The following is a 23865-nucleotide window of genomic DNA, read 5'->3' on the forward strand; positions in this document are numbered from 1 at the left end:
ATGAACGAGATCGTGGGCAGTCACGACCTGCTGCTCGTCACCCTGGACACGCTGCGCTACGACGTGGCCCAGGAGCTGGCGGCCGCGGGCCGGATCCCGCATCTCGCCGCCCATCTGCCCACCGGCGGCTGGGAGCGGCGGCATGCGCCGGGTAGCTTCACCTACGCCTCCCACCAGGCCATCTTCGCCGGTTTCCTGCCGACTCCGGCCACCCCGGGACCGCATCCGCGGCTCTTCGCGGCCCGCTTCGCCGGCAGTGAGACGACAGCGGACGGCACCTATGTGTTCGACACACCGGACCTGGTGTCGGGTCTGGCGGCGGCCGGGTACCGGACGGTGTGCATCGGCGGCGTCGGCTTCTTCAACAAACAGGCGCCACTGGGTTCCGTGCTGCCCGGGATGTTCCAGGAGAGCCACTGGGAGCCGGAGTTCGGCGTGCCCTCCCCCACCTCCTTCGAGGCGCAGATCGCCCGCGCCGAGGAGGTCGTCGCCGGGCTGCCCGACGAGCAGCGGCTCTTCCTCTTCGTGAACGTCTCGGCACTGCACCAGCCCAACTGGTTCCATCTGCCCGGCGCCACCCGCGAGGCGGGCGACTCCCGCGCGACGCACGCCGCCGCGCTGGAGTACGTGGACCGGCACATCGGCCGGCTGTTCACGGCGGCGAGCAGCCGCCGCCGCTGCTTCGCGATCGTCTGCTCCGACCATGGCACCACGTACGGCGACGACGGCTTCACCGGCCACCGGCTCGGCCATGAGGCCGTCTGGACCGTCCCCTACGCCCACTTCTTCCTTGAGGCCGAGGCACAGCGATGAGCACCACGACGATCGACCCCGCGACCTCCATCGACACAGGCACAGGCACAGGCACCCGGCCGTACGAGAGCTACGTCTATGCCTACCCGCACAAGACCGCGTACCGGAAGCTGGAGGACCGCCCACCACTGCGTGACCTGTGGGCGGGCGAACCGGTGGGCACGCTCTCCCTGTACGCCCACATACCGTTCTGCGAGGTGCGGTGCGGTTTCTGCAACCTCTTCACCCGGATCGGCGCCCCCGAGGGGTTGACCACCCGCTATCTCGACGCCCTGGAGCGCCAGGCGGGCGCGGTCCGTGAGGCGCTCGACGCGGCCGGCGGCGAACCGCGCTTCGCGGCGGCGGCCTTCGGCGGCGGGACACCGACGTTCCTGGACGCCGGCGAGCTGCAGCGGCTCTGCGACATCGCCGAACTGCGCATGGGCGCCGACCTGCGGGCGATCCCGTTGTCGGTCGAGGCGTCGCCGGCCACGGCGACCGCCGACCGGCTGGCGGTCCTCGCCGACCGCGGCACGACCCGCCTGAGCCTCGGAGTGCAGAGCTTCGATGACACCGAGGCGCGCGCGGCGGTCCGCCCGCAGCGGCGCGCCGACGTCGAGGCGGCGCTGTCCCGGATCCGCGACGCCCGCATCCCCGTCCTCAACATCGACCTGATCTACGGCATCGACGGTCAGACCGAGCGCAGTTGGCAACGGTCCCTGGACGCCGCGCTCGCCTGGCAGCCCGAGGAGCTGTACCTCTATCCGCTCTACGTACGCCCGCTGACCGGCCTCGGCCGCCTCGGCGGCAGCACGGACACCGGCACCGGCGCGGGAACGGCCGACGCGGAGACGGCCTGGGACGAGCAGCGGCTGCGCCTGTACCGGTTCGGCCGTGACCACCTCCTCGACCGGGGCTACGAGCAGGTGTCGATGCGGATGTTCCGCCGCCGGGGCGCGCCCGCCACCGGCGGAGAGGACTACGCGTGCCAGACCGACGGCATGATCGGCCTCGGCTGCGGCGCCCGCTCGTACACCTCCGCACTGCACTACTCGTTCGACTACGCGGTCGGCATGAGTGAGATCCGGTCGATCATCGACGACTACACCACCCGTTCCGCCCAGCAGTTCGCCGTCGCCGAGTTCGGCCGGCGGATGAACGGGGACGAGCCCCGCCGCCGCCATCTGCTGCAGTCGCTGCTCCAGGCCGAAGGCATGCCGGTGGACGACTACCGGGCACGTTTCGGCACCGGCCCCGAGCAGGACTTCCCCGTCGAACTCGGCCGGTTCGCCGCCGCGGGCTGGCTCGACGGTGCGGCCGCCCCCGAGCGGCTGCGGCTGTCCGCGGAAGGGCTGGCGCACTCCGACGCGGTCGGCCCCGCGCTGTTCTCGGACCCCGTCCGCGCCCTCATGGCCGAGTACGACGCGAAATGAAGCCCCAACCGGACAACCCAGATGTCTCGCAGACCCCGATGGATCTGTCGATCCTCTACCGCGGCCCGCTCGCGAGCTGCGACTACGACTGCCCCTACTGCCCGTTCGCCAAGCGCCGCGACAGCCGCGAGCAGTTGCGCGCCGACCGCGCCGCCCTGGAGCGCTTCGCCGGCTGGGCCACGGCACAGACGGGTGACCGGCTGTCGCTGCTCTTCACGCCCTGGGGCGAGGGCCTGGTGCGCTCCTGGTACCGGCGCACCCTCGCGGAGCTGAGCCACCTGCCGCACATCCGGCGGGTGGCGATCCAGACCAACCTCAGCTGCCGCACCGACTGGCTGGAGGACGCCGACCCCGGCACCCTCGCCCTGTGGTGCACGTACCACCCCGGCCAGACGCCGTACGACCGGTTCCTCGCCAAGTGCCGGGATCTGGCGGACCGCTCGGTCCGGCACAGCGTGGGCGTCGTCGGCCTCCCCGAGCACCTCGTCGAGGCCCGGCGGCTGCGCGCCGATCTCCCCGCGCATGTCTACCTGTGGATCAACGCGGCCGAGGGTCACACGTACACCGACGCCGAGGCGGACGAGTGGACGGCCATCGACCCGCTCTTCCCCTACAGCCGCCATCCGCACCGCAGCGCGGGGCTGCCCTGCCGCACCGGCGAGTCGGTGATCTCGGTGGACGGCGAAGGCACCGTCCGCCGCTGTCACTTCGTCCCCGCCGAGCTCGGCAGTCTCTACGACGGCTCGTACCGCAGGGCGCTGCGGCCGCGGGCGTGCCCGCTCGCCGTCTGCGAGTGCCACATCGGCTACGTCCATCTGGAGTCGCTGCCGCTGTACGACACGTTCGCGGGCGGCGTTCTGGAGCGGATCCCGGCCGACCCGGCCCCACGTGTCCGGCCCGCCCTGACCCTCGTACCTGCTCAGCCCTTGCGGCCGACCCCGCCGTAGAAGCCGATCCGGCTCAGCTCCGCCGGTTCCGGGAGCGGGGTGTCCGGGCGCCACAAGGGCACCTGCACCAGGCCCGGTTCCAGGAGCGTGAAGCCGTCGAAGAACGGCTCGATCTCCTTGTGCGGCCGCACGTTCATGGTCGCGGTGGCCTTGTTGTAGATCTTGCTGACCTCGGGGAAGCTGCCGCCGTGGAAGTCGGCCGTGGCGTGCGACAGCACCAGGTAGCTGCCGTCCGGCAGCGCGTCGCGCAGGGTGGCGACGATGGCGGCCGGGTCCTCCGCGTCGGTGATGAAGTGCAGTACGGCGACGAGGAGCACGGCGACCGGCTGGTCGAAGTCGATCAGCTCACTGATGGTCGGGTGGTCCAGGATGCCGCGCGGCCGGCGCACGTCGCCCAGGAAGAAGCCGGTGTTCCCCGAACCGGTCAGCCGGGCTCCGGCGTGGGTCGCGACGATGGGGTCGTTGTCGACGTAGGCGACCCGCACGTCGGAGGAGAGACCCTGCGCGACCTCATGGGTGTTCGGCGAGGTGGGGATGCCGGTGCCGATGTCGATGATCTGGCGGATGCCGTTGTCCACCAGGAAGCCGACGGCCCGCCGGAGGAAGTCCCGGTTCGCGCGGGCGCTGGGGATGATGTCGGGGACGGCGTCGATGACGCGCTGCGCGGCCTCCCGGTCGACCTCGTAGTTGTCCCAGCCCCCGAGGTAGAAGTCGTACATGCGGGCGGGGTGGGGCCGGCCCGTGTCTATCTTCTCGGCGGGGAATCCCTGATCGGTCACGCCGTCCTCCGGTTCGGTTCTGTTCGCTCGGCCGCGACAACGGCGGCGTTACTCGGCACGGTCGGGGCAGTCACAGCAGGAAGTCCGCTTCGCCGGCCTTCGCGCCCCGGATGAATGTGGAGATCTCAAGATCGGTGTAGATCAGCGCCGGGCCGTCGGGGTCGGTGGACTGGCGCAGCGCCACCCGGCCGTCGTTCAGTTTCTTGGCCTCGACGCAGCTGCCGCCGTTGCCGCCGCTCCACGGCTTCCGCCAGCCCTCGTGACCGAGGTCCTTCGCGGGCATGCCGTTGTATATGCGACCCATGGGTCAGATCTCCTTGCGAATGCCACCGAGGATGGCCTTGGTGCTCTGTGCCGGCGCGGCCTGCGCGCACATCCGGTCCAGCGCCTCCAGGAAGGCCGACACGTCGTCGCGTTCGTCGAAGTACGCGCCGCCGATCAGGCTCTCGGTGTAGGCGATGTCCGGGAGTTCCTGGATCTCGAACCGGAAGATGTGGAAGGGCCCGTACATCGCGGAGTGCGGGCCGGCCGTGAACGGCATGACCTGCAGCCGGACGTTGGGGAGCTCGGTGAGGTCGGCCAGGTGCGCGATCTGGGCGCGCATGACGTCCACGCCGCCGATGGGACGGCGCAGCACCGTCTCGTCCATCACGACCCACAGCAGGGGTGCCTTCTCCCGCGTGAGCAGCGCCTGGCGCTCCAGGCGCAGTGCCACCAGGCGGTCGATCTCGTCGACGGAGGCGTGCGGCAGGCCGGCCCACAGCACCGCACGCGTGTACTCCTCGGTCTGCAGCAGCCCGGGCACGTAGTGCGGCTCGTAGGCGCGGATGATGCTGGCCTCGCCCTCCAGGCTGACGAAGGCGCTGAACCACTCCGGCAGGACGTCACGGAAGCGGTGCCACCAGCCGGGCCGGTTCGCCTCGCGGGTGAGCGCGAGAAAGCCGCTGACCTCGGTGGGAGACGTGACTCCGTAGGTCTGCAGCAGCTTCTCGACGTAGGGCAGTTTGAGGCCGACCTCGGCCTTCTCCATCCTGCGGATCGTGGCATGAGTGACATCGAGAGCCAGGCCGGCCTGCTCGTAGGAGAGGCCCGCCTTCTCCCGCAGGTCCTGGAGTCGTTTGCCGAGCACCACCCGCAGTACGGTCGGGGCGCCTCCCGGCCGTGCTTCCGCCACGAGCCTCCTCCTCCAACTTCCCTCGGTGGTAGGCAGTGTGCCATGCCGTCAGTGGACCGAACAGACCGTACAGACGATTGTGTAATTTACAGATCGGACCTTGCCATGTGTTCGGCGCGACCCTCATAGTTGCGGAGTGGCTGCTTCCCAAGACGCTCTCCGGGTAGCGCGTCATGACGGCCCGACCCATCCCGGCCGCTATGACGTCTTCCGGCTTCCCGCGCAGAACGCCTCCGTGGCGGATGCGCGCGGCCGCGTCCGCGCGCGTCTGCGGGACTGGGGTGTGGATCTCGAAGTCACCGACGACGCGGGACTGGTGGTGACGGAGCTGTTCACCAACGCCGTCCGCCACACGGACAGCGAGAAGATCACCTGTTCACTGCTGGCGCTGGGCCGGGTGCTACGCGTCGAGGTCACCGACCAGGGGCACGGGCGGACCGAGCCGCGCACCCGCACCGCCGATGTCGACGAGGAGTGCGGTCGCGGACTGCTGCTCGTCAGCGTCCTGGCGCAGTCCTGGGGAGTGGGCCCGGCCGAGGACGGCGAGGGGCGCGTGGTCTGGGCCGAGCTGCCCTGCTTGCCCGCCCTCCGCCACCCCTGACCGTCCCCGCACCGCCGCCGCCGGCCGGCCTACGGACGACGGCCCGCAGGCCGAGGCCGAGGGCCCGCAACTCCCGCCCGCTGCCTACAGCGGCAGCAGGTCGGGCCGCTTGGGCTCGACGTGGTCGCCGGAGGATTCGCCGCGCAACCGGCGGCCGATCCACGGCACCAGGTGCTCACGGGCCCAGTGGATGTTGTCGCGCCGTACCTCGCCCGGAGCCCGTACCGGCTCCGGCTCCCAGGCCTGCTCGGGGTCGGCGCACACGGGAAGGCCGAGCACCTGCGCCGCGCGCAGCGCGACCAGGGTGTGGCCTTCCGGGGACAGATGCAGCCGGTCGCCGCTCCACGCCCGCCGGTCCTGCACCGAGCGCAGCGACCACAGGTCGAGCACCGGGCAGTCCTGGCGGTCCGCGATCGACCGGACGTGCGCCGTGTACGTCGCGATCTTGCCGCGGAGATGGCGCAGCACCGGGACGTCACGGGTGTCGAAGCCGGTGCAGATCAGCACCGTGCCGACCGAGGAGGTGAGGTCGGCGACCGCCGCCTCCAGCCGCTCGGCCACGTCGTCCGGGTCGCTGCCCGGCCGGAGGATGTCGTTGCCGCCCGCGCAGAACGTCACCAGGTCCGGTGCGAGCTCCCTGGCGCGCGGTACCTGCTCGGCCACGATCTGGTCGAGCAGCCGGCCGCGCACGGCGAGGTTGGCATAGCGGAAGTCGTGTTCGGGGCGCCGATCGGCGAGTTGAACGGCCAGGCGGTCGGCCCAGCCGACGAAAGCGCCGTCAGGACCCGGGTCGCCGACGCCCTCGGTGAAGCTGTCCCCCACCGCGGTGTACGACCCGATCGCGCCACTGTTGTTTGTTTTCGAATCGTCAGCCACGGCAGCCCATACTCCCCTTCCGGAAGTGACCTACGCCATCGTAACCGGGGGTTGACGTGGCGTGATTTAGAACACGAGGTCATATTCCGCGCAGCCGGAATACGGCCGCGTCCAGGTCGCCGACCAGCCCCGTCCGCAGTCCGCGGGTGGCCAGCACGGCGCCGCGGTGCACGGTTCCGGTGGCGGGATCCCGGTAGGCGGACGCCGGGTCGAGGCCGCGCAGCCGCAGCGGCGGCTGGGGTTCGCCGAAGGACTGGGAGTGCAGCCAGGCGAGGACGACGATCTCGTCGCCGCGCACGTACTGCACGGCGCTGAGCCCGCCGTCTCCGGGCGCGCGCAGCCGGTACAGGTCGCCGTACTGCACGACGGGCCGGATCGCCTTGTAGAGCTCGACCCAGTCCTTGGCCTCGGCCAGTTCCTCCTCGCTCCACGCCGTCAGGTCGCCGCCGACGCCGAGCACCCCGGCCATGGCGCTCACGAAGCGGAAGCGCAGGCTGCTGGCACGGTGGTTGAGCATGCTGTTGGGGCTGTCGGTGACCCAGGCGGCCATCACCCGGGCGGGGTGCAGCTGACTGAATCCGTGCTGGATCGGCAGCCGGTCCAGCGGGTCGGTGTTGTCCGAGGTCCACACCTGGTCGGTACGGGACAGGATCCCGAGGTCCACCCGGCCGCCGCCGCCCGAGCAGGATTCGAAGGCGACGCCGGGGTGTGCGGCCCGCAGCCGGTCGAGCAGCCCGTACAGCCCCTGCACATGGTCGACCCACAGCCGCTGCGGGTACGGCTCACCGGGCCAGCCGGCGTCGGTGAAGCACCGGTTGAAGTCCCACTTCACGTAGTCGACGGGGGCGCTGTGCAGCAGCGCGTCCAACTGCTCCCACAGGTACTCGCGCACGTCCTCGCGGGCGAGGTTGAGGATCAGCTGGTTGCGGAACTCGGTGCGCCGTCGTCCGGTGTGGTGCTGCACCCAGTCCGGATGCGCTCGGTACAGGTCGCTGTCGGGGTTGACCATCTCCGGTTCCACCCAGATGCCGAACCGCATGCCGAGGGCGTGCACATCGTCGGCGAGCGGCTTGAGCCCGTTCGGGAACCGGTCGGGGTTGGCGGTCCAGTCGCCCAGTCCGGCGCGGTCGCTGGTCCTGGCACCGAACCAGCCGTCGTCGACGACGAAGAGCTCGACGCCCATCGCCGCGGCCCGGCGGGCGAGTTCGCGCTGCTGCTCCTCGCCGACGTCGAAGCGGGTCGCCTCCCACGAGTTGTAGAGCACCGGCCGCGGCTGCCCGGCGTCCGGGATCACATGGGCCAGCTGGTAGGCGTGCCAGGCGCGGCTCGCGGCGCCGAAGCCGCCGTCCGTGTGGAGCCCGGCGAAGACCGGGGTGGTGAAGGACTCCCCCGGCTCGAGCAGCACCAGTCCCGCGTCGTCGTGCCCGGCGCCGCCGGTGGCCTGCACCCGGCCGTCGGGCAGCTGCTGCACGGCGATGCGCCAGGAGCCGGACCAGGCCAGCGCGGCGGTCCACACCTCGCCCTGCTCTTCGCCCGCGTCGCCCGCGTCGAGGCCGATCCACGGCAGGTGGTGGTGGCCGGTGTGGCCGCGCCGGCTGCCGATCACCTTCTCACCGGCGGTGAGTGCGGTCCTCGCCAGCCGGGTCTCGGCCGCCCAGCGGCCGTGCAGGTGCGACAGCCGCCAGCCGTCGCGTTCCGGCAGGGTCCAGGCGGCGGAATCGGCGCGCAGCAGCTCGACGGCGCCGGTGTGTCCGTTGGCCACATGGGTGGCGGTGGTCCAGCGCTCGACGACGTCGGATCCCGCGCGGACCCGGTAGTGCAGCGTCAGGTCGAGATGGTGGACGGAGTCGTGGAAGTGCAGCCGCAGCTCGTCGTCCTCGGTCTCGGCCTCCTCGAAGCACCATTCGGTACCGCGCGCCGTGGCGTCACGGACCGATAGCGCGGGCCGGACGAAGCGCGGGCCGCCTTCGACGGGGTACTCCTCGTGGCCGTCGAGCGCCGACTCGAAGGAGCTCCCGTCAGGGAGCGGTTCCGCGGCCAGCGCCTCGGCGTCGGCGAGCTGGATGCGGGCGCCCCAGTGCAGATGAAGCAGCTCGTCGCGCTCGGTCAGATGCACGGCGTAGCTGCTGCCGGGACCCGAGAGCAGCCACAGCCGCCCGGTTCCGCCCGTCTCGATCATCAGAACTCCCCTTTTCCGATCATGTCCGAACATCGTTACGCGGGCGGAACCCGAAGGCAATGGCGCGGCGGACACATACCGGCCGGTACGTCGGTGGAGCCGGTGTCGTATCGTCGGCTGAGGTTCAGCCCCGAGCTCTGAGCCGTGACCCGAAGGAGCGCCGGTGACCCAGCAGCTGCCGCAGACCCCCGCCACCGACACCGAAGCAGGGACCGGCACCGCGACCTGTGCCGAGCCGGTACTGACCGGTGTCCGAAACTTCCGTGACGTGGGCGGTCTCCGCGCCGCCGACGGTCGCCGGGTCCGGCCGGGGAAGCTGTTCCGCAGCGGTCACCTCGCGCACACCACCGACGAGGACGCGGCCTTCCTGGCCACCCTCGGTCTGCACACGATCTTCGACTTCCGCAACGCCGACGACATCAGGATGGAAGGCCCCGACGTCGATCTGCCAGGCGTCCAGAACAGCAACATGCCGCTCAGCGACCCAGCTCACGGAGCCGACTTCTGGCACACCGTGCGCGACGGCGACCTGGACGCGCTGCGCGACGCCCTCGGCGACGGCAAGGGCGCCGAGCGGATGACCACCGCCTACCGGCAGCTCATCCTGGACCGCACCGCCCAGCACAGCCGCATGCTGGAACTGCTCGCCGAGGAGCCCGCCGTCCCGGCCCTGCTGCACTGCGCCGCGGGCAAGGACCGGGCCGGTACGTCGATGGCGATCATCCTGCTCGCCCTCGGCGTGGACCGCGCCGAGATCGAGGCCGACTACCTGGAGAGCAACGCGGCCCACCGCCGCTACAAGGTCCAGCGCGGTGACGGCGCCACCGGCTCCGCCATCGACCCGGAGATCATGAAGCTCCTCAGCCCGCTCTTCGAGGCCCGGCTGGAATACCTGACCGCCGCCTTCGACACCATCGACGAGCACTGGGGCTCCGTCGACCGCTATCTCTCCGAGGGCCTGGGCTGTACGGAGGAGCGGCGCGCGCGACTGCGCGAGCTGCTCCTCACGGACGCCTGAGACACGCCCGCCGGGTCACCAGCTCCACCGCTCGTCGACGACCGCGTCGTGCGGGTCGGTGACCCAGCCCGCGGCCAGCACCAGCCCGGTGGCGCGGTGCACGGCGAGGAAGCCGAAGGGGCGGTCGAAGGTCACGGCCACGAACTTCGCCTTCTTCTGCGGTGCCGCGCCCGCGGTCATGGCGAAGGCGGTCACGGCCGCGGCCTGGAATCCCTCCGCGCTGAACGAGGCCGTGATCGACTGCCGGGCGCCGGCCACCGCCAGCGGCACCTCGCTGACCCCCGGGAAGTGACCGCGGCTCGTGTCGCGGGCCGCGTCGAGGCCGAACAACTCCGCTCGCTGCAGCAGGTCGTGGTCGTCGCTGACGGTGAAGGCCGCGGTCGTCGTGTACAGCTGCGGGTCGGAGCTGAAGCTGGTGATCTTCTGGATCGCGATCCCGGGACCCGGGATGCCCTCGGCCAGCCGCCCGCCGGGTACCACCTCGTGCGCCCCGGCCAGCACCTCGGTACCCGCCCGGAGCACGTCACCGGCCCCGGCAGTCTCCTCGCCGAGCAGCAGCCGGACGTCGATGCCGTTCGCACCCTGGACGTCCAGGACGGTGAGCGCTCCGGCCGGGGTCGCCGCGAGGCCCAGCAAAGCCAGGTCGGAGCAGGACCTGGACAGCCCCGCGACCTTGCGCTCCGCCCAGGGGCCGCGCTTTGGCTGCAGAGTGGTCGGCGTGAACGGCTGCTGCCACCTGGTCTGCACGCACAGCGCGCTCGCGAGCACCATCAGCGTGGAGGCTTCCAGTTCGACGGGCATCTCTTCGATCAGACCGCCGGTGTTGCGTGCGGCCCAGGCGTCGAGTTCCTTGCGGTCCATGGCCGCGTCGCCGGTCAGCCGGCCGGCGACGGTGGGCGGAAGGCGCTCCACCCAGTCCTCGCGCAGCGGCACCTCCCGCTTCGTCCAGACGCCCAGTGCCGTGTCGATGCCGTCGGCCGCGCCCAGCGCCTCCAGCAGCGCGCGGCCGTGCTCGATGGCGCGGTGCGCGGGCACACCGAGCGCCTGCTCGAGCTCAGCGCGGGCCGGGCCGTCCGCCGCACCGCCGAGGAAGGCCAGCAACGGCCAGACGCCGACCGCGCTGAACGCGGTGCCCTTTCCCGGCGTGACCGCCACCCCCGCCCACCGCGCCGTCAACGCGTTGACCGCCCGCACCGTCGCCGTGTCCATCACTCGCCACCCCGTTCTCACCGATTGGCGACCGCCTGCTTGACCAGCGTCCGCCCGAAGTCCCACATCAGCCCGCCGCCACCGTGCGCGTCGTCCATCACGGCGGTGAACGCCTCGACGAAGCGGTCCACGTCCGACTCGTCGATGATCAGCGGAGGGATCAGCTTAATGACTTCGAGGTGATCGCCCGAGACCTGAGTGAGGATCCGGTGCCGCTGCAGCAGCGGCACCACCACCATCTGCGCGAACAGGCCCTTGCGGGCGGCCTGGAGCATCGCCCAGCGGCTGCGCAGGCCCAGGGAGGTCGGCTTGCCGAACTCGATACCGATCATCAGCCCGCGCCCGCGCACCTCGCGCAGCAGCTCGTAGCGGTCGACGAGGGCGGCCAGCCGGGTGCGCAACAGGTCGCCGGTGTGCCGGGCGTTGGCGACGACGCCCTCGTCGTCCATGACGGACAGGGTGGCCAACCCCGCCGCCATCGCCTGGGCGTTGGAACCGAAGCTGGCGGAGTGCACCAGGACCCGGTCCATCGAGGAGTAGACCTTCTTGAAGATCCAGTCCTTGCCGAGCGTGGCGCTGACCGGCACATAGCCGCCCGACAGCGCCTTGGAGACGCACAACAGATCGGGCTCGACCCCGGCCTCGTGCTGGTAGGCGTAGAAGTCGCCGGTCCGTCCGAGGCCGGTCTGCACCTCGTCGGCGATCAGCAGCGCCTTGTGCTTGTGCAGCAGTTCCTGCGCGGCGCGGAGGTAGCCGGGCGGGGTCTCATGGACGCCCTTGCCCTGGATGGGCTCCACGATCAGTGCGGCCACGTCACCGCGCTTCAACTCCCGTTCCAGCGCCTCCAGATCGCCGAGCGGGATCGCGGTGTCGGGCAGCAGCGGGGCGAAGCCGTCGCGGAAGCCGTCCTCGCCGTTGACGGACAGCGACCCCGTCGTCAGCCCGTGGAAGGCGTGCGAGCAGTACAGGATCCGCGGCCTGCCGGTGGCGTAGCGGGCGAACTTCAGCGCGGTCTCGACGGCCTCGGTGCCGCTGTTGCCGAAGAACACCCGGTCCAGGTGCGGGCTGTAGGTGAGCAGCTTCTCGGCGAGCAGTCCGGGCAGCGGCTGGCAGTCGAAGCGGGTCAGGTCGGCGAGACCCGCGTCCAGGACGTCGTGCAGCGCCTTGCGGACGACGGGGTGGTGCCGGCCCAGGCCCATCACCCCGAAGCCGGCGAGCATGTCGAGATAGTCCTGGCCCTCGGCGTCCCAGAAGTGCGCGCCCTCGGCCCGCTCGTAGACCTTGTCGAAGCCGATGGTGTGCAGCATGCGCGGCAGTTGGTGGTTGAGGTGCCGGGTGTGCAGGTCGTAGCGCTCGCCGCCGCGTTCGGCGAGGAGGGTCGCGAGGTCGAAGCCCTTGGCCACGGATGGTGGTCCGACGGGCTGCGACTCAGACGGTGTCATCGGGTGCCAGCTCCTTGATTGCGTCGCCCACGTCGCCGGCCCCGTTGCGGCGGGCGAGTGTGGCACTGATCCGGCCGGCGATCTCGGCCGGGGTGAGTCCGATGTCGGCGAGCACTTCGCCGCGTTTGGCATGGGCCAGGAAGTCCTGCGGGATGCCGAAGTCGCGCAGCGGTACGTCGACGTCCGCGTCCCGCAGTGCCTGCGCGACGGCCGAACCGACGCCGCCGGTACGGCTGTTGTCCTCGACGACCGCCACCATGCGGAACCCGGCGGCGAGCGGTGGCAGCGCGGCGTCGACCGGTTTGACCCAGCGGGGGTCGACGACCGTGACGCCGAGGCCGCGTTCGTCCAGCAGGTCCGCGACCGCCAGGCAGGTGCCGGCGAGGGCGCCGACCGATACCAGCAGCACGTCCTGGCGAAGGTCGCGGCGCAGGACGTCGAGCCCGCCGATCCGCTCCAGGGACGGCACCGCCGCACCGACCGTCTCCTTGGGGAACCGGACGACGGTGGGCGCGTCGTCGACCTCGACGGCCTCGCGCAGCTGGGCGCACAGCTGGTCGGCGTCGCGCGGGGCGGCGATCCGCAGCCCGGGCACGACCTGGAGGATCGACATGTCCCACATGCCGTTGTGCGAAGCGCCGTCCACACCGGTGACGCCCGCCCGGTCCAGCACGAACGTCACACCGCACTTGTGCAGCGCCACATCCATCAGCACCTGGTCGAACGCGCGGTTCAGGAACGTCGCGTACACCGCGACCACCGGGTGCAGCCCGCCGGTGGCCAGGCCCGCCGCCGAGACGGCGGCATGCTGCTCGGCGATACCGACGTCGTAGATCCGGTCCGGGAACGCGGCGGCGAAGGCGCCTAGCCCGACGGGTTGCAGCATGGCGGCGGTGATGGCGACGACGTCCGGGCGCTCCGCGCCGATCCGCAGCATCTCGGCGCCGAAGACCGACGTCCACGAGGGGCCGTTGGACGGCGCGAGCGGCTCGCAGGTGAGCGGGTCCATGGCGCCGACGGTGTGGAAGCGGTCGGCCTCGTCCTGCTCCGCCGCCGCGTAACCGCGGCCCTTCTGGGTCAGGCAGTGCACGAGCACCGGTCCGTGGAAGCGCGCGGCGCGGCGCAGCGCGGACTCGACGGCCGCGATGTTGTGGCCGTCGATCGGTCCGACGTACTTCAGCCCCAGGTCCTCGAACATGCCCTGCGGGGCGAAGGCGTCCTTGAAGCCCTTCTTCGCGCCGTGCAGGGACTCGTACAGCGGCTGGCCCACGACCGGGGTCCGCTGCAGGAGGTCCTTGCCCCAGGCGAGGAAGCGCTCGTAGCCGTCGGTGGTGCGCAGCGTCGCCAGGTGGTTGGCGAGGCCGCCGATCGTCGGCCCGTAGGAGCGCTCGTTGTCGTTGACGACGATGATCAGCGGCCGGTCCTTGGCCGCGGCGATGTTGTTCAGCGCCTCCCAGGCCATACCGCCGGTCAGCGCGCCGTCACCGATGACCGCGACCACGTGGTCCTGTTTGCCGAGCACCTGGTTGGCCTTGGCGAGGCCGTCGGCCCACCCCAGCACCGTCGAGGCATGGCTGTTCTCGATGACGTCGTGCTCGGACTCGGCGCGCGACGGATAGCCGGACAGGCCGCCCTTGCCGCGCAGCTTCGAGAAGTCCTGCCGCCCGGTGAGCAGCTTGTGGACGTAGGACTGGTGACCGGTGTCCCACAGGACACGGTCGGCGGGCGAGTCGAAGACCCGGTGCAGGGCGATGGTCAGCTCGACCACGCCCAGGTTGGGTCCGAGATGGCCGCCGGTTCTCGCCACCGCCTGCACGAGGAAGTGGCGGATATCGGCGGCGAGTTCGTCGAGTCGGGATTCGGGCAGTGCCTTCAGGTCGCGCGGGCCCCGGATGTTCTCCAGTATCGACACGATGGACCTCGTTCCCCCCTACCGGGATTGCTGCGGTCAGCCGACAGTGACTTCCGGTACCCCGGAGAACGCGCCGTCGGATTCCATCTGCTCGGCGATCTTCATCGCCTCTTCGATCAGGGTCTCCACGATCTTCGACTCCGGCACGGTCTTGATGACCTCGCCCTTGACGAAGATCTGGCCCTTGCCGTTGCCGGACGCGACACCGAGATCCGCTTCCCGGGCCTCCCCCGGACCGTTGACGACGCACCCCATGACGGCGACGCGCAACGGCACCTCCATCCCCTCCAGACCGGCCGAGACCTGGTTCGCGAGCGTGTAGACGTCGACCTGCGCCCGCCCGCACGACGGACAGGACACGATCTCCAGCCGCCGCTGCCGCAGATTCAGCGACTCCAGGATCTGGATGCCGACCTTCACCTCCTCGACCGGCGGGGCGGAGAGCGAGACGCGGATGGTGTCGCCGATGCCCTCGGACAGCAGCGCGCCGAACGCGACGGCGGACTTGATGGTGCCCTGGAACGCGGGACCGGCCTCGGTCACACCCAGGTGCAGCGGGTAGTCGCACCTGCCGGCGAGCAGCCGGTAGGCGTTGACCATCACGACCGGGTCGTTGTGCTTCACCGAGATCTTGATGTCACGGAAACCGTGCTCCTCGAACAGCGAGCACTCCCACAGCGCCGACTCCACCAGCGCCTCAGGAGTCGCCTTGCCGTACTTCTCCATCAGCCGGCGGTCCAGCGAACCCGCGTTGACACCGATCCGGATCGGGGTGCCGACCGAAGCCGCCGCCTTCGCGATCTCCTTGACCTTGTCGTCGAACTGCCGGATGTTCCCGGGATTCACCCGCACCGCCGCACAGCCGGCGTCGAGCGCCGCGAAGACGTACTTCGGCTGGAAGTGAATGTCCGCGATCACCGGGATCTGCGACTTCCTCGCGATCGCCGCCAGCGCGTCCGCGTCGTCCTGCGAAGGGCAGGCCACCCGGACGATCTGGCAGCCGGCGGCCGTCAGCTCCGCGATCTGCTGCAGCGTCGCGTTCACGTCCGCGGTCACCGTCGTCGTCATCGACTGGACCGACACCGGGGCGTCCCCGCCCACCGGGACCGACCCGACCTCGATGCGCCGCGAGGGGCGGCGCACCGAGAGCGGGCGGGACGGTACGGCGGGCAGGCCGAGCGCTACCGGCTCGATTCCCGACATCGCGCTCGTCACTTCCCGCGGTTTCCGGCCACCGTCTCACGGGCGGCGCGGAGCGACTCCTTGAGGGAGCCCATCGTGGCGAGTACGGCGGTCGGCTCGTAGCCGCAGTGCGCCATGCAGTTGGAGCAGCGCGGGTCCTTGCCGCGGCCGTACTTGTCCCAGTCGGTCTCCTCGACGAGCTCCCGGTACGTCGGCACATACCCGTCGCTCATCAGGTAGCAGGGGCGCTGCCAGCCGAAGAGCGAGTAGTTGGGGATGCCCCAGGCGGTGCACGGGAAGTCCACCTTGCCTTCCAGGAAGTCCAGGAAAAGCGGGCTGTGGTTGAGCCGCCACTTCCTGCGGTTGCCGTTCGCGAAGGACTTCTTGAACAGCTCCCTGGTCTGCTCGACGCCGAGGAAGTGCTCCTGGTCGGGCGCCTTCTCGTAGGCGTAGGCGGGCGAGATCATCATCTCGTCGACCTTCAGATCGTCATTGAGGTAGTCGAGGACCTCGATGATGCTCTGCGGGGTGTCGGTGTTGAAGAAGGTCGAGTTGGTGGTGACCCGGAAGCCGCGCTTCTTGGCCTCCTTGATCGCCTCGACCGCTTCCTCGAAGACACCCTCCTTGGCGACCGACTCGTCGTGCCGCTCCTTCAGCCCGTCGATGTGGACCGTGAAGGCGAAGTACGGGGACGGCGTGAACTTGTCCATCTTCTTGCGCATCAGCAGCGCGTTGGTGCAGAGGAAGACGTACTTCCGCTTGGCCACCAACTGACGCACGATCTCGTGGATCTGAGGGTGCATCAAGGGCTCACCACCGGCGATGGACACCATCGGGGCACCGGATTCGAGCACCGCGCCGACCGCCTGGGCGACCGGCATGCGCTGCTTGAGAACTCCCGCCGGGTGCTGGATCTTTCCACAGCCCTCGCAGGCCAGGTTGCAGGCGAACAGCGGCTCCAGTTCCACGATCAAGGGGAACTTGTCACGGCGTCGGAGCTTCTGTTCCATGAGGTACGTTCCGACCCGGATGGACTGGCGGAGCGGCATAGCCATCTAGCTCACCTCCAGGAGAGCACAGCGGTAGTACGGTGCCATTCGAAAAAGGCAGGAAGAATAGCCCTTAGCACGCGGAATGCGGTAATTCCGGTGCGCAGCGTGCCGACACGGAGCAATTCATGCTCGGGAGTGTCGACAACAACGCGGACGGCGGCGACAGGCCGCGGTCCGCGCGCCAGGGCGGCGTGGAGTATTGCGGTGGATTCCATATCGACCGCGATCGCTCCTGTCGACCGCAGAACGGAGCGTTCCGCGCCCCGTACGACATGGTCGGACCCGGCCAGGCGTCCGGTGTGAACGGTGTGCCCCGCCGCTTCGAGCGCGGCGGCCAGTTGTCCGGCCCCGTGGGTCTCGTCCGAGACCACCAGGTCGCCGGGGCGCATGCCGGGGCTGAGCCCGGCGCAGAATCCGGTGGCGAGCACCGCCGCGTCCCGCAGCTCCGGGGCGCGCAGTGCTTCGGTGACGGCCCGGTCGGCGGCCTGCGGTCCCATGCCGGTACGCAGCAGGGCGACGGGCCCCGCGGCGCCGGTCCGGTCCCCGCCCCGCAGGGCGAACCGTTCGACGCCGAGAGCGCAGACGACCAGCAGAGCCGTCATCCGGCCGCCTTCCCCTTCGTCACGTTGCCGATGACTCCGAGCGGTTCGCTCCGCGCATAGCGCCCGAGCGCCGTGAGCGGGAAGACCATCCGGTACAGGTGGTAGTTGATCGAGAAGTCCCGGGGGAACCCGGTCCCGGTGAAGTACGGCTCGTCCCAGGATCCGTCGGCCTTCTGGGTGTCGACGAGCCAGCGCACCCCGCGCTCCACCGCGTCGCTGTCGCGCTCGCCCGCCGACAGCAGGGCGAGCAGCGCCCAGGCGGTCTGCGAGGCGGTCGAGACACCGCGGCCGATCCACTCCTGGTCGGAGTAGGAGCGCAGGTCCTCGCCCCAGCCGCCGTCCTGGTTCTGGACGCTCTCCAGCCAGCCGACGGCCCGCCGGACGGCGGGGTGGCTCACCGGGAGACCGGCGGCCACCAGCGCGGGCACCGCCGAGCCGGTGCCGTAGATGTAGTTGACGCCCCAGCGGCCGAACCAGGCCCCGCTGTCCTCCTGTTCGGCCAGCAGCCAGTCGATGCCGCGCCGGGTGTGGGTGTCGTCCTCAAGGCCGAGCGAGGCCAGCATCTCCACCACATGCGCGGTGACATCGGCGGACGGCGGGTCGATGACCTCACCGAAGTCGCAGAACGGCAGCCGGTTGGGGAACGCGCTGGTGTTGTCGGCGTCGAACGCACCCCACGCGCCGTTCTTCGACTGCATGCCGATGTTCCAGCGGACGGCCTTCTCCACGGCGGCGTCGACCCGTCCCGGATCGGGGTGCTGGACCCGCAGCAGGGCCAGCACGACCTCGGCGGTGTCGTCGATGTCCGGGTAGTTGTCGTTGTGGAACTCGAACGCCCAGCCGCCCGGCTGCAGCCCCGGCCGCTGGACCGCCCAGTCGCCCGGCTTGGTGATCTGCTCGTCGAGCATCCAGTCGACCGCCTTGACCAGCGCCGGGTGGTCGGTCGCCACCCCCGCGTCGGCCAGCGCGATGGTGGCGAGACAGGTGTCCCAGACCGGGGACTGACAGGCCTCGATCATGCGGGTGTCCTCGTCCGGCCACACGGCGAAACGATCCAGCGAGTCGAGCCCGGCCCGCACGACCGGATGGTCGAGTTCATAGCCGAGCAGATGCAGGGCGATCACCGAGTACACGGCGGGCGGCTGGATCCCGCCCCAGCAGCCGTCGTCCTCCTGGCGCTCGATGATCCAGCGCGCGCAGGCCTTGAGCGCGGTACGGCGCAGCGGCCGGACGCCGACCTTGCGGTACAGGTGCAGGGCCCGGTCCAGCCGCTGGAACAGGCCGTCCCAGCTGGCGAGCGGTGCGGGCGGGCGCGGCGGATTGGGCTGCGCGGGGTCCTTGTGCAGTTCGCTGATCCCGAAGGGCGCCGGCCGGACCGGCCGGTGGGCGGCGACGACGGTGAGCGGGACGATGGTCTGCCGGGCCCAGCAGCCGAAGGCGTAGATGTTGAGCGGGAACCACTTGGGAAGGTAGATGATCTCCGGCGGCAGCTCGGGGAGGTCCTCCCACCGCCACCAGCCGAACAGGGCCAGCCAGATCCTGGTGAAGACCCGGGCCCCGACGACACCACCGGCCTCGCGCACCCACGCCGAGGCGTTCGCCATGTGCGGCGCCTCCGGCGTGTCGCCCGCCAGCCGCAGCGCGACATACGCCTCGACCGTCGCGGACAGGTCCCCCGGCCCGCTGTGGAAGGTGGGCCAGGAACCGTCGTCACGCTGCAGCGAGCGGATCCAGCGGGCGGCGGCCTGCGTGGTCCGCTCGTCCTGGATACCCAGGAACTGACGGAGCAGCAGATCCTCGGAGTCCATCGTCACGTTGGTCTCGAGGTCGCCCTTCCACCACCCGTCGGGATGCTGGGCTGCCAGGAGGTTGGCGGCGGCGCGCTGCGCGGCGCGCTCCGCCGCCGCCTCGGCACCACCGACGTGTACGGGGTGCGGTGCCGAGGTGGTGCTGGCCGAAGGTGCCTGGGGGGCTGGGGCCCCCGGACTGCCGTCGGTCGTCGCTGTCATGGCTTCCCCTTTGCAGTTGAGACTTCTGCGGTGTTGGGGCTGCCGTCGACCGTTACACGTGCTTGGTCGGCGACGTGCTGCGCTCCACGTTAGATCGTTATTTCTCGCGAACCACCACAAAATCCGCCAGGCCTACGAGCTTACGTTGAATTTCGTCCGGCATGTCCATTTTATCCAGCGCGGCGATTGCAGTGGCGTATTGCCGGCGGGCTTCCTGGGATGTCCACTCCCGGCCTCCCGCCTCTTCGATCAACGCCGCCCGCAGGGCGAACTCTTCCTCACTGAACGCACCTGTTTCAGGATTCTTGGCATCTGCCGCGAGCAGTTCCCCGAGTTGTTCCGAGGCGCTGCCGCCCGCCGCCAGCGCGGCGACCACGGGCAGTGACTTCTTGCGCTGCCGCAGATCGCTCCAGGTCTGCTTGCCGGTCGCGGCCGGGTCGCCCCAGATCCCGAGCAGATCGTCGATCGCCTGGAAGGCCAGCCCGAGGTGATAGCCGTACTCCTCCAGCGCGTCGGCGTCGGAGTCCGACGCGCCGCCGAGCACCGCGCCGATGGAGGAGGCGCAGGCCAGCAGGGCGCCGGTCTTGTTGCCCTCCATCTCCAGGCACTCCTCGACGGTGACCCGCTCGCGGTGCTCGAAGGAGATGTCCTGGGCCTGGCCGTCGATCAGCTTGCGGGTCGCGACGGTGAGCCGCCGGGTGGCGCGGCCCGCGTCCACGGTGCACTGTTCCAGCAGCACCTCGTTGGCGAGCGCGAACAGCGCGTCACCGACCAGGATCGCCTGGGCGGGACCGTGCACCTTCCATACGGTGTCGCGGTGCCGGCGCTGCTCGTCGCCGTCCATCAGGTCGTCGTGCAGCAGTGAGAAGTTGTGCACCAGCTCGACGGCGACCGCGCCGGGGATGCCGACCTCGGGCGGCACTCCCGCCGCCTCGGCGGACAGCAGGGCCAGCGCGGGGCGCACGGCCTTGCCGCCGTCGCCGTCGGCCGGCCGGCCGGCCGCGTCGATCCACCCGAAGTGGTAGGCGGCGACGGTGTCCATCGGTGGCGCGAGCCGTTCCACGGCCGAGCGGAGCACCGGTGTGGACAGGGTGCGGCCGCGCTCCAGCAGCTCAAGGACGCCGGCAGCGGTCACGTTTACTCCTCTGGTTGCACTGGCTGTGCTCATACGGCCCTCACAACATCGTTCTCGAACGGAAGGCCTAGTGCGGTCAAAGCTTCTCGGGAGGCGTGCAGTCCGCTGCGCACGGCGCTCTCCATGGTCGCGGGCCAGCCGGTGTCGGTCCACGCGCCGGCCAGGTACAGACCGGGGGCGCGGGTGGCCGCTCCCGGCCGCAGCCGGCCGACGCCGGGAGCCGGGGCGAAGGTCGCCGTGCGCTCCCGGGTGACGAAGAAGTCCGTCACACCGGCGCCCCTGGCCGCGGGCAGCAGGCGTTCCAGCTCCGGCAGATAGCGCTCCCGCAGTTCCGCGACCGGCAGATCGATCTCGTCCTCGACGGCGGACTGCGAGACGGCCAGGTACTGGCCGGGACCGGTCATCCCCGAGCTCGCGGTCCGGTCGAAGACCCACTGGACGGGACTGCCGAGCGCGGCGAAGAACGGCTGTCGCAGCACCTGGCGGTCGTAGACGACGTGCACGTTCAGGATCGGCGCCGTGCCGATCCCCAGCAGTGCGTCCGGGTCGTCCAGCGCGCCCTCGGGCAGCAGCCCGTGGGTCTCGCGCTGCGGCAGGGCCATGACGACGGTGCCGGCGTCGAGCTGCTCGCCGCGACCCGGCCCGGTCTCGGCGTCGACCAGCCAGCCGCCCCCGGCGGCCGGCTTGATGCCGGTCACCCGGGACCGCAGCATGATCCGTACGCCCGCCGCGTCCAGGGCCTTGCGGGCCCGGTCGTCGTGCAGCTCGCCGAGCGGCGCGGCCGCCCAGCCGATGTCGGCGGCGCCGGCCTCGGACAGCAGCCCGGTCTTGAAGACCATGGCGGCCAGCCCCAGCGAGGCGTTCGCCGCGGTGGCGTTGAGCGTGGCGACGCCCACCAGGTCCCACAGCGCCTCGATGGTGCGCGGGGACTGGCCCCGGTCCCGCAGCCAGCTGGCGAAGTCGGTGTCGTCGAGCGCCGGGTCCGCCAGGTCCAGGGCGCGCAGCGCCAGCGCGGCGCGGCCGACCGTGGCCCGCTCCCTGAGCGACAGGTGCGGATACGTCGCGAGGCTCGCCGCCAGGTGCAGCGGTACGGGCAGCGCGGCACGGCGCAGCCGGCCCAGCCGCATGTTCGCCGCGTCCAGGACGGGCACGTCGAGCCGGTCCTGGAGAGTGACCAGGTCGCGGGCCGCGATCCGGTCGACGAACCACTGGTAGGCGGTGCAGCAGCGCAGGAAGACATGCTGTCCGTTGTCGACGGTCAGCTCACCGCGCTGGAACGAGAACGCCAGTCCGCCCAGCCGGGGACGTGATTCGATCAGGGTCACCCGGAGCCCGGCGTCGGCGAGCGCCAGTGCCGCCGTGGTGCCGGCCAGCCCGCCGCCCACGACCACCGCGGCCGCCTCCGGAGGACGTCCGGAAACCTCGGACCCGGTCATCGGCACTCCCCCCTTCCGCTGGCGCCCGACGCGACGCGACGCTCCGTCACCGGCACTGACGCGCTGGGGACCTGACTGGTTGCTAGGAACGTCACCCGCGCCCCCGTGCCGAGCGGCGGGCGTCGAGACCGGCCAGACCGCGTACGGCGACGTACGCCTTCTGGTGACCCGGAAGCGATACCCGGCCGCGCAGCACCGCCTCGGGATCCGCGGCGATCCGGTCCAGCAGTCTGCGGTAGATACCCGCCATCGCGGCCACACAGGCGCCGCTGCGGCGGTCGAGCATAGGTAGCAATTGGTAGCCGGTCGCGAACAGGGCGCGGGCCCGGCGTACTTCGTACTCGATCAGGCCGGCGAAGTCCGAGCCGGGCGGCGGGGTGTCGGTGTGGAACCCCTCCGAGCAGCCGAACTTGGCGAGGTCCTGGGCGGGCAGATAGGTCCGGCCGTTGCTGGCGTCCTCCCGGACGTCCCGCAGGATGTTGGTGAGTTGCAGGGCGAGGCCGAGGGTGTCGGCGTATCCGGCGGCGCGCTCCATGTCGCCGGTGCCCCGTCCGCCGGGGCCGACCGTGCCGAAGACGCCCAGCGAGAGCCGTCCGATGGCGCCCGCGACGCAGCGGCAGTACGCCGCGAGGTCGTCCCAGGTCTCGTACGTCTCGCCGTGCACGTCCATCAGCACGCCGTCGATCAGCTCGTCGAGTCCGCCGAGCGGCAGCGGAAACCGGCGTGACGCGTCGGTGAGCGCCACCGCGACCGGATCGGTGTCGTCCTCGCGGATCTCACCCGCGCGGATCCGGGCCAGCAGGGCCCGGGTCTCGTCGAGCCGGATCTGCTTGACCGCGGGGTCGAGGTCGCCGTCGCCGATGTCGTCGACGCGGCGGGAGAAGGCATAGAGGGCCGACATGGCCTGCCGCTTGGGGAGGGGCAGCAGGCGGATGCCGTAGGCGAAGTTGCGGGCCTCGTGCCCGGTCACGCTCTCGCAGTAACGGTAGGCGGCGAGAACCGGCCCGGACGTGTGGGCAGAACCGTTCACGGTCCGCCTCACCCCTTTCTTCGCAATGTCGACCCCACTTCGCGCAGCAGGCTTGGTCTGGTGGCTTTCGGCGGTCCCGGGAGCACGTCGTAGCCCGCGCTCTCGACCGCCTTCAGCGCGGCACGCCCGCCGCCGACGAAGCCGGCGAGCAGAAGCCTGAGCCTGCCACGGACGCTACCCACCAATGGGGTGCCTTCATTCAAAAGGTCCCGGGCGCGTTCCGCTTCGAATGCCACCAGTGCGCGCACCTGTGCGCCAGCGGTGGGGGCGGCGAGGTCCGCTTCGGTGACTCCGAAGCGTTTCATGTCCTGTGCCGGCAGGTAGATACGGTCGCGACCGAGGTCCTCGGCCACGTCCTGCAAGTGCTCGACGATCTGCAGCGCGGTGCAGACGGCGTCGGAGAGCCGGTTCCGCTCGGGTGTCGAGGTGCCTGTGATCCCCAGAACGAGCCGGCCCACCGGGTTGGCGGACAGCTCGCAGTAGGCGAGCAGATCCTCGTACGTGTCGTAGCGCCGGACCCGCTGGTCCTGGCGGTTGGCCTCGATCAGACCCTCGAAGGGGCCGGGGGTCAGCCCGTGCCGGCGGACGGTGGGCTGCAGTGCCAGGAGCAGCGGATGGCGGGGGGTTCCGTCGAACACCTTCCGCAGATCGGCCTCGAACGCGTCGAGCATGACGATCCGGTCCTCGGCCGCGTCCTGCGGAAGGCCGAGCCGGGCGGCGTCGTCCCGGCCGCCGTTGGCCAGATCGCCGTCGCCGATGTCGTCGACGAGCCGGGCGAAGCCGTAGACGGCCATCAGATCGCCACGCCACGCCTTCGGCACGAAGAACGGTGCGACGGGGAAGTTCTCGCGGGCGGCCTTGTCGAGGACGGCGCGCGACTGCGCGTCGGCGGTCACCGCGGGCTTCCCGTCCCACGCGCGACCGGCGCGCTGTGGAGCTGGATGGTCCCGATCTTCATGGCCGCCACACTCCCCGTTCTACACCGCTGGGAAGAATCTTCCCATTTCGGACACGCCGCGCCCACCCCGGAGCACCGCTACAGCTTACGTCGGGCAGG

Annotated in this window: 21 protein-coding genes; 5 read left to right on the forward strand and 16 right to left on the reverse strand. The window is 70.9% G+C overall.

Features of this window, described 5'->3' with window-relative positions:
- From O3W51_RS28620 to O3W51_RS28630, 3 genes are read left to right on the forward strand one after another with little or no spacing between them, the layout of a single operon-like run.
- Positions 1-813: an STM4013/SEN3800 family hydrolase gene (locus tag O3W51_RS28620; RefSeq protein WP_138358290.1), complete on the forward strand. Its 813-nt coding sequence runs from the start codon at positions 1-3 to the stop codon at positions 811-813.
- Entirely contained in the window at positions 810-2225 is a 1416-nt protein-coding gene (locus tag O3W51_RS28625; RefSeq protein WP_138358244.1) for an STM4012 family radical SAM protein, read from the forward strand. Before O3W51_RS28620 ends, O3W51_RS28625 begins: the two co-directional genes overlap by 4 nt.
- A gap of 38 nt (positions 2226-2263) precedes the next feature.
- The gene (locus O3W51_RS28630) at positions 2264-3172 is read left to right on the forward strand and encodes an STM4011 family radical SAM protein (RefSeq protein WP_269287697.1); all 909 of its coding nucleotides are present in this window, start codon (positions 2264-2266) and stop codon (positions 3170-3172) included.
- On the opposite strand, the gene O3W51_RS28635 is transcribed toward O3W51_RS28630, so the two are convergent.
- From O3W51_RS28635 to O3W51_RS28645, 3 genes are all read right to left on the reverse strand, one after another.
- On the reverse strand, positions 3145-3951 hold the full coding sequence (locus O3W51_RS28635; RefSeq protein WP_269287688.1) for an SAM-dependent methyltransferase: 807 nt from the start codon (positions 3949-3951) through the stop codon (positions 3145-3147). The two genes, O3W51_RS28630 and O3W51_RS28635, sit on opposite strands and share 28 nt — an antisense overlap.
- Before the next feature lie 70 nt (positions 3952-4021).
- Positions 4022-4255, reverse strand: coding sequence for a DUF397 domain-containing protein (locus O3W51_RS28640; RefSeq protein ID WP_138358238.1), 234 nt, complete (start codon positions 4253-4255; stop codon positions 4022-4024).
- A 3-nt stretch (positions 4256-4258) separates the two neighbouring features.
- Positions 4259-5125: a helix-turn-helix domain-containing protein gene (locus O3W51_RS28645; RefSeq protein WP_138358236.1), complete on the reverse strand. Its 867-nt coding sequence runs from the start codon at positions 5123-5125 to the stop codon at positions 4259-4261.
- 136 nt (positions 5126-5261) lie between these two features.
- On the opposite strand from O3W51_RS28645, the gene O3W51_RS28650 reads away from it, so the two are divergent.
- Positions 5262-5726 carry an ATP-binding protein gene (locus tag O3W51_RS28650; RefSeq protein ID WP_138358234.1) on the forward strand — a complete coding sequence of 155 codons (465 nt, stop codon included), beginning with the start codon at positions 5262-5264 and terminating at the stop codon, positions 5724-5726.
- Positions 5727-5810: 84 nt separating this feature from the next.
- Here O3W51_RS28650 and O3W51_RS28655 read toward each other — a convergent pair whose 3' ends face one another.
- Together O3W51_RS28655 and O3W51_RS28660 are read right to left on the reverse strand one after the other, a co-directional pair.
- A complete protein-coding gene (locus tag O3W51_RS28655) occupies positions 5811-6602 on the reverse strand; it encodes an SGNH/GDSL hydrolase family protein (RefSeq protein WP_138358830.1) in 792 nt (263 codons plus the stop codon).
- Between the two features lie 79 nt (positions 6603-6681).
- Positions 6682-8781 (reverse strand): alpha-galactosidase, encoded by a 2100-nt coding sequence (locus tag O3W51_RS28660; RefSeq protein ID WP_138358828.1) that lies wholly within the window; start codon positions 8779-8781, stop codon positions 6682-6684.
- Between the two features lie 163 nt (positions 8782-8944).
- On the opposite strand from O3W51_RS28660, the gene O3W51_RS28665 reads away from it, so the two are divergent.
- Positions 8945-9799 carry a tyrosine-protein phosphatase gene (locus O3W51_RS28665; RefSeq protein ID WP_443048349.1) on the forward strand — a complete coding sequence of 285 codons (855 nt, stop codon included), beginning with the start codon at positions 8945-8947 and terminating at the stop codon, positions 9797-9799.
- A 15-nt stretch (positions 9800-9814) separates the two neighbouring features.
- On the opposite strand, the gene O3W51_RS28670 is transcribed toward O3W51_RS28665, so the two are convergent.
- The 11 genes from O3W51_RS28670 to hpnC all read right to left on the reverse strand — a co-directional run bounded on the left by O3W51_RS28670 (position 9815) and on the right by hpnC (position 23704).
- Positions 9815-11008 (reverse strand): serpin family protein, encoded by a 1194-nt coding sequence (locus O3W51_RS28670; protein ID WP_269287690.1) that lies wholly within the window; start codon positions 11006-11008, stop codon positions 9815-9817.
- A gap of 17 nt (positions 11009-11025) precedes the next feature.
- Complete coding sequence (locus O3W51_RS28675) at positions 11026-12450, reverse strand: aspartate aminotransferase family protein (RefSeq protein ID WP_138358824.1); 1425 nt, start codon at positions 12448-12450, stop codon at positions 11026-11028.
- On the reverse strand, positions 12437-14362 hold the full coding sequence (gene dxs / locus O3W51_RS28680; RefSeq protein ID WP_138358822.1) for a 1-deoxy-D-xylulose-5-phosphate synthase: 1926 nt from the start codon (positions 14360-14362) through the stop codon (positions 12437-12439). The genes O3W51_RS28675 and dxs overlap by 14 nt, the downstream gene beginning before the upstream one ends.
- A 36-nt stretch (positions 14363-14398) precedes the next feature.
- On the reverse strand, positions 14399-15556 hold the full coding sequence (gene ispG, locus O3W51_RS28685; protein WP_138358832.1) for a flavodoxin-dependent (E)-4-hydroxy-3-methylbut-2-enyl-diphosphate synthase: 1158 nt from the start codon (positions 15554-15556) through the stop codon (positions 14399-14401).
- Between the two features lie 17 nt (positions 15557-15573).
- On the reverse strand, positions 15574-16599 hold the full coding sequence (gene hpnH / locus O3W51_RS28690; RefSeq protein WP_138358820.1) for an adenosyl-hopene transferase HpnH: 1026 nt from the start codon (positions 16597-16599) through the stop codon (positions 15574-15576).
- 5 nt (positions 16600-16604) lie between these two features.
- Positions 16605-17198 (reverse strand): phosphorylase family protein, encoded by a 594-nt coding sequence (locus O3W51_RS28695; protein WP_138358818.1) that lies wholly within the window; start codon positions 17196-17198, stop codon positions 16605-16607.
- Positions 17195-19207: a squalene--hopene cyclase gene (gene shc / locus O3W51_RS28700; protein WP_164295571.1), complete on the reverse strand. Its 2013-nt coding sequence runs from the start codon at positions 19205-19207 to the stop codon at positions 17195-17197. The genes O3W51_RS28695 and shc overlap by 4 nt, the downstream gene beginning before the upstream one ends.
- A gap of 97 nt (positions 19208-19304) precedes the next feature.
- Positions 19305-20375 carry a polyprenyl synthetase family protein gene (locus O3W51_RS28705; protein ID WP_138358814.1) on the reverse strand — a complete coding sequence of 357 codons (1071 nt, stop codon included), beginning with the start codon at positions 20373-20375 and terminating at the stop codon, positions 19305-19307.
- Positions 20372-21778, reverse strand: coding sequence for a hydroxysqualene dehydroxylase HpnE (hpnE, locus tag O3W51_RS28710; RefSeq protein WP_138358812.1), 1407 nt, complete (start codon positions 21776-21778; stop codon positions 20372-20374). Before hpnE ends, O3W51_RS28705 begins: the two co-directional genes overlap by 4 nt.
- 91 nt (positions 21779-21869) lie before the next feature.
- Positions 21870-22820, reverse strand: coding sequence for a presqualene diphosphate synthase HpnD (gene hpnD, locus O3W51_RS28715; protein WP_187145072.1), 951 nt, complete (start codon positions 22818-22820; stop codon positions 21870-21872).
- The gene (gene hpnC, locus O3W51_RS28720; protein ID WP_138358808.1) at positions 22817-23704 is read right to left on the reverse strand and encodes a squalene synthase HpnC; all 888 of its coding nucleotides are present in this window, start codon (positions 23702-23704) and stop codon (positions 22817-22819) included. Before hpnC ends, hpnD begins: the two co-directional genes overlap by 4 nt.
- Positions 23705-23865 lie beyond the last annotated feature (161 nt).

Source organism: Streptomyces sp. H39-C1, assembly GCF_027158125.1.
GTDB lineage: Bacteria > Actinomycetota > Actinomycetes > Streptomycetales > Streptomycetaceae > Actinacidiphila > Actinacidiphila fildesensis.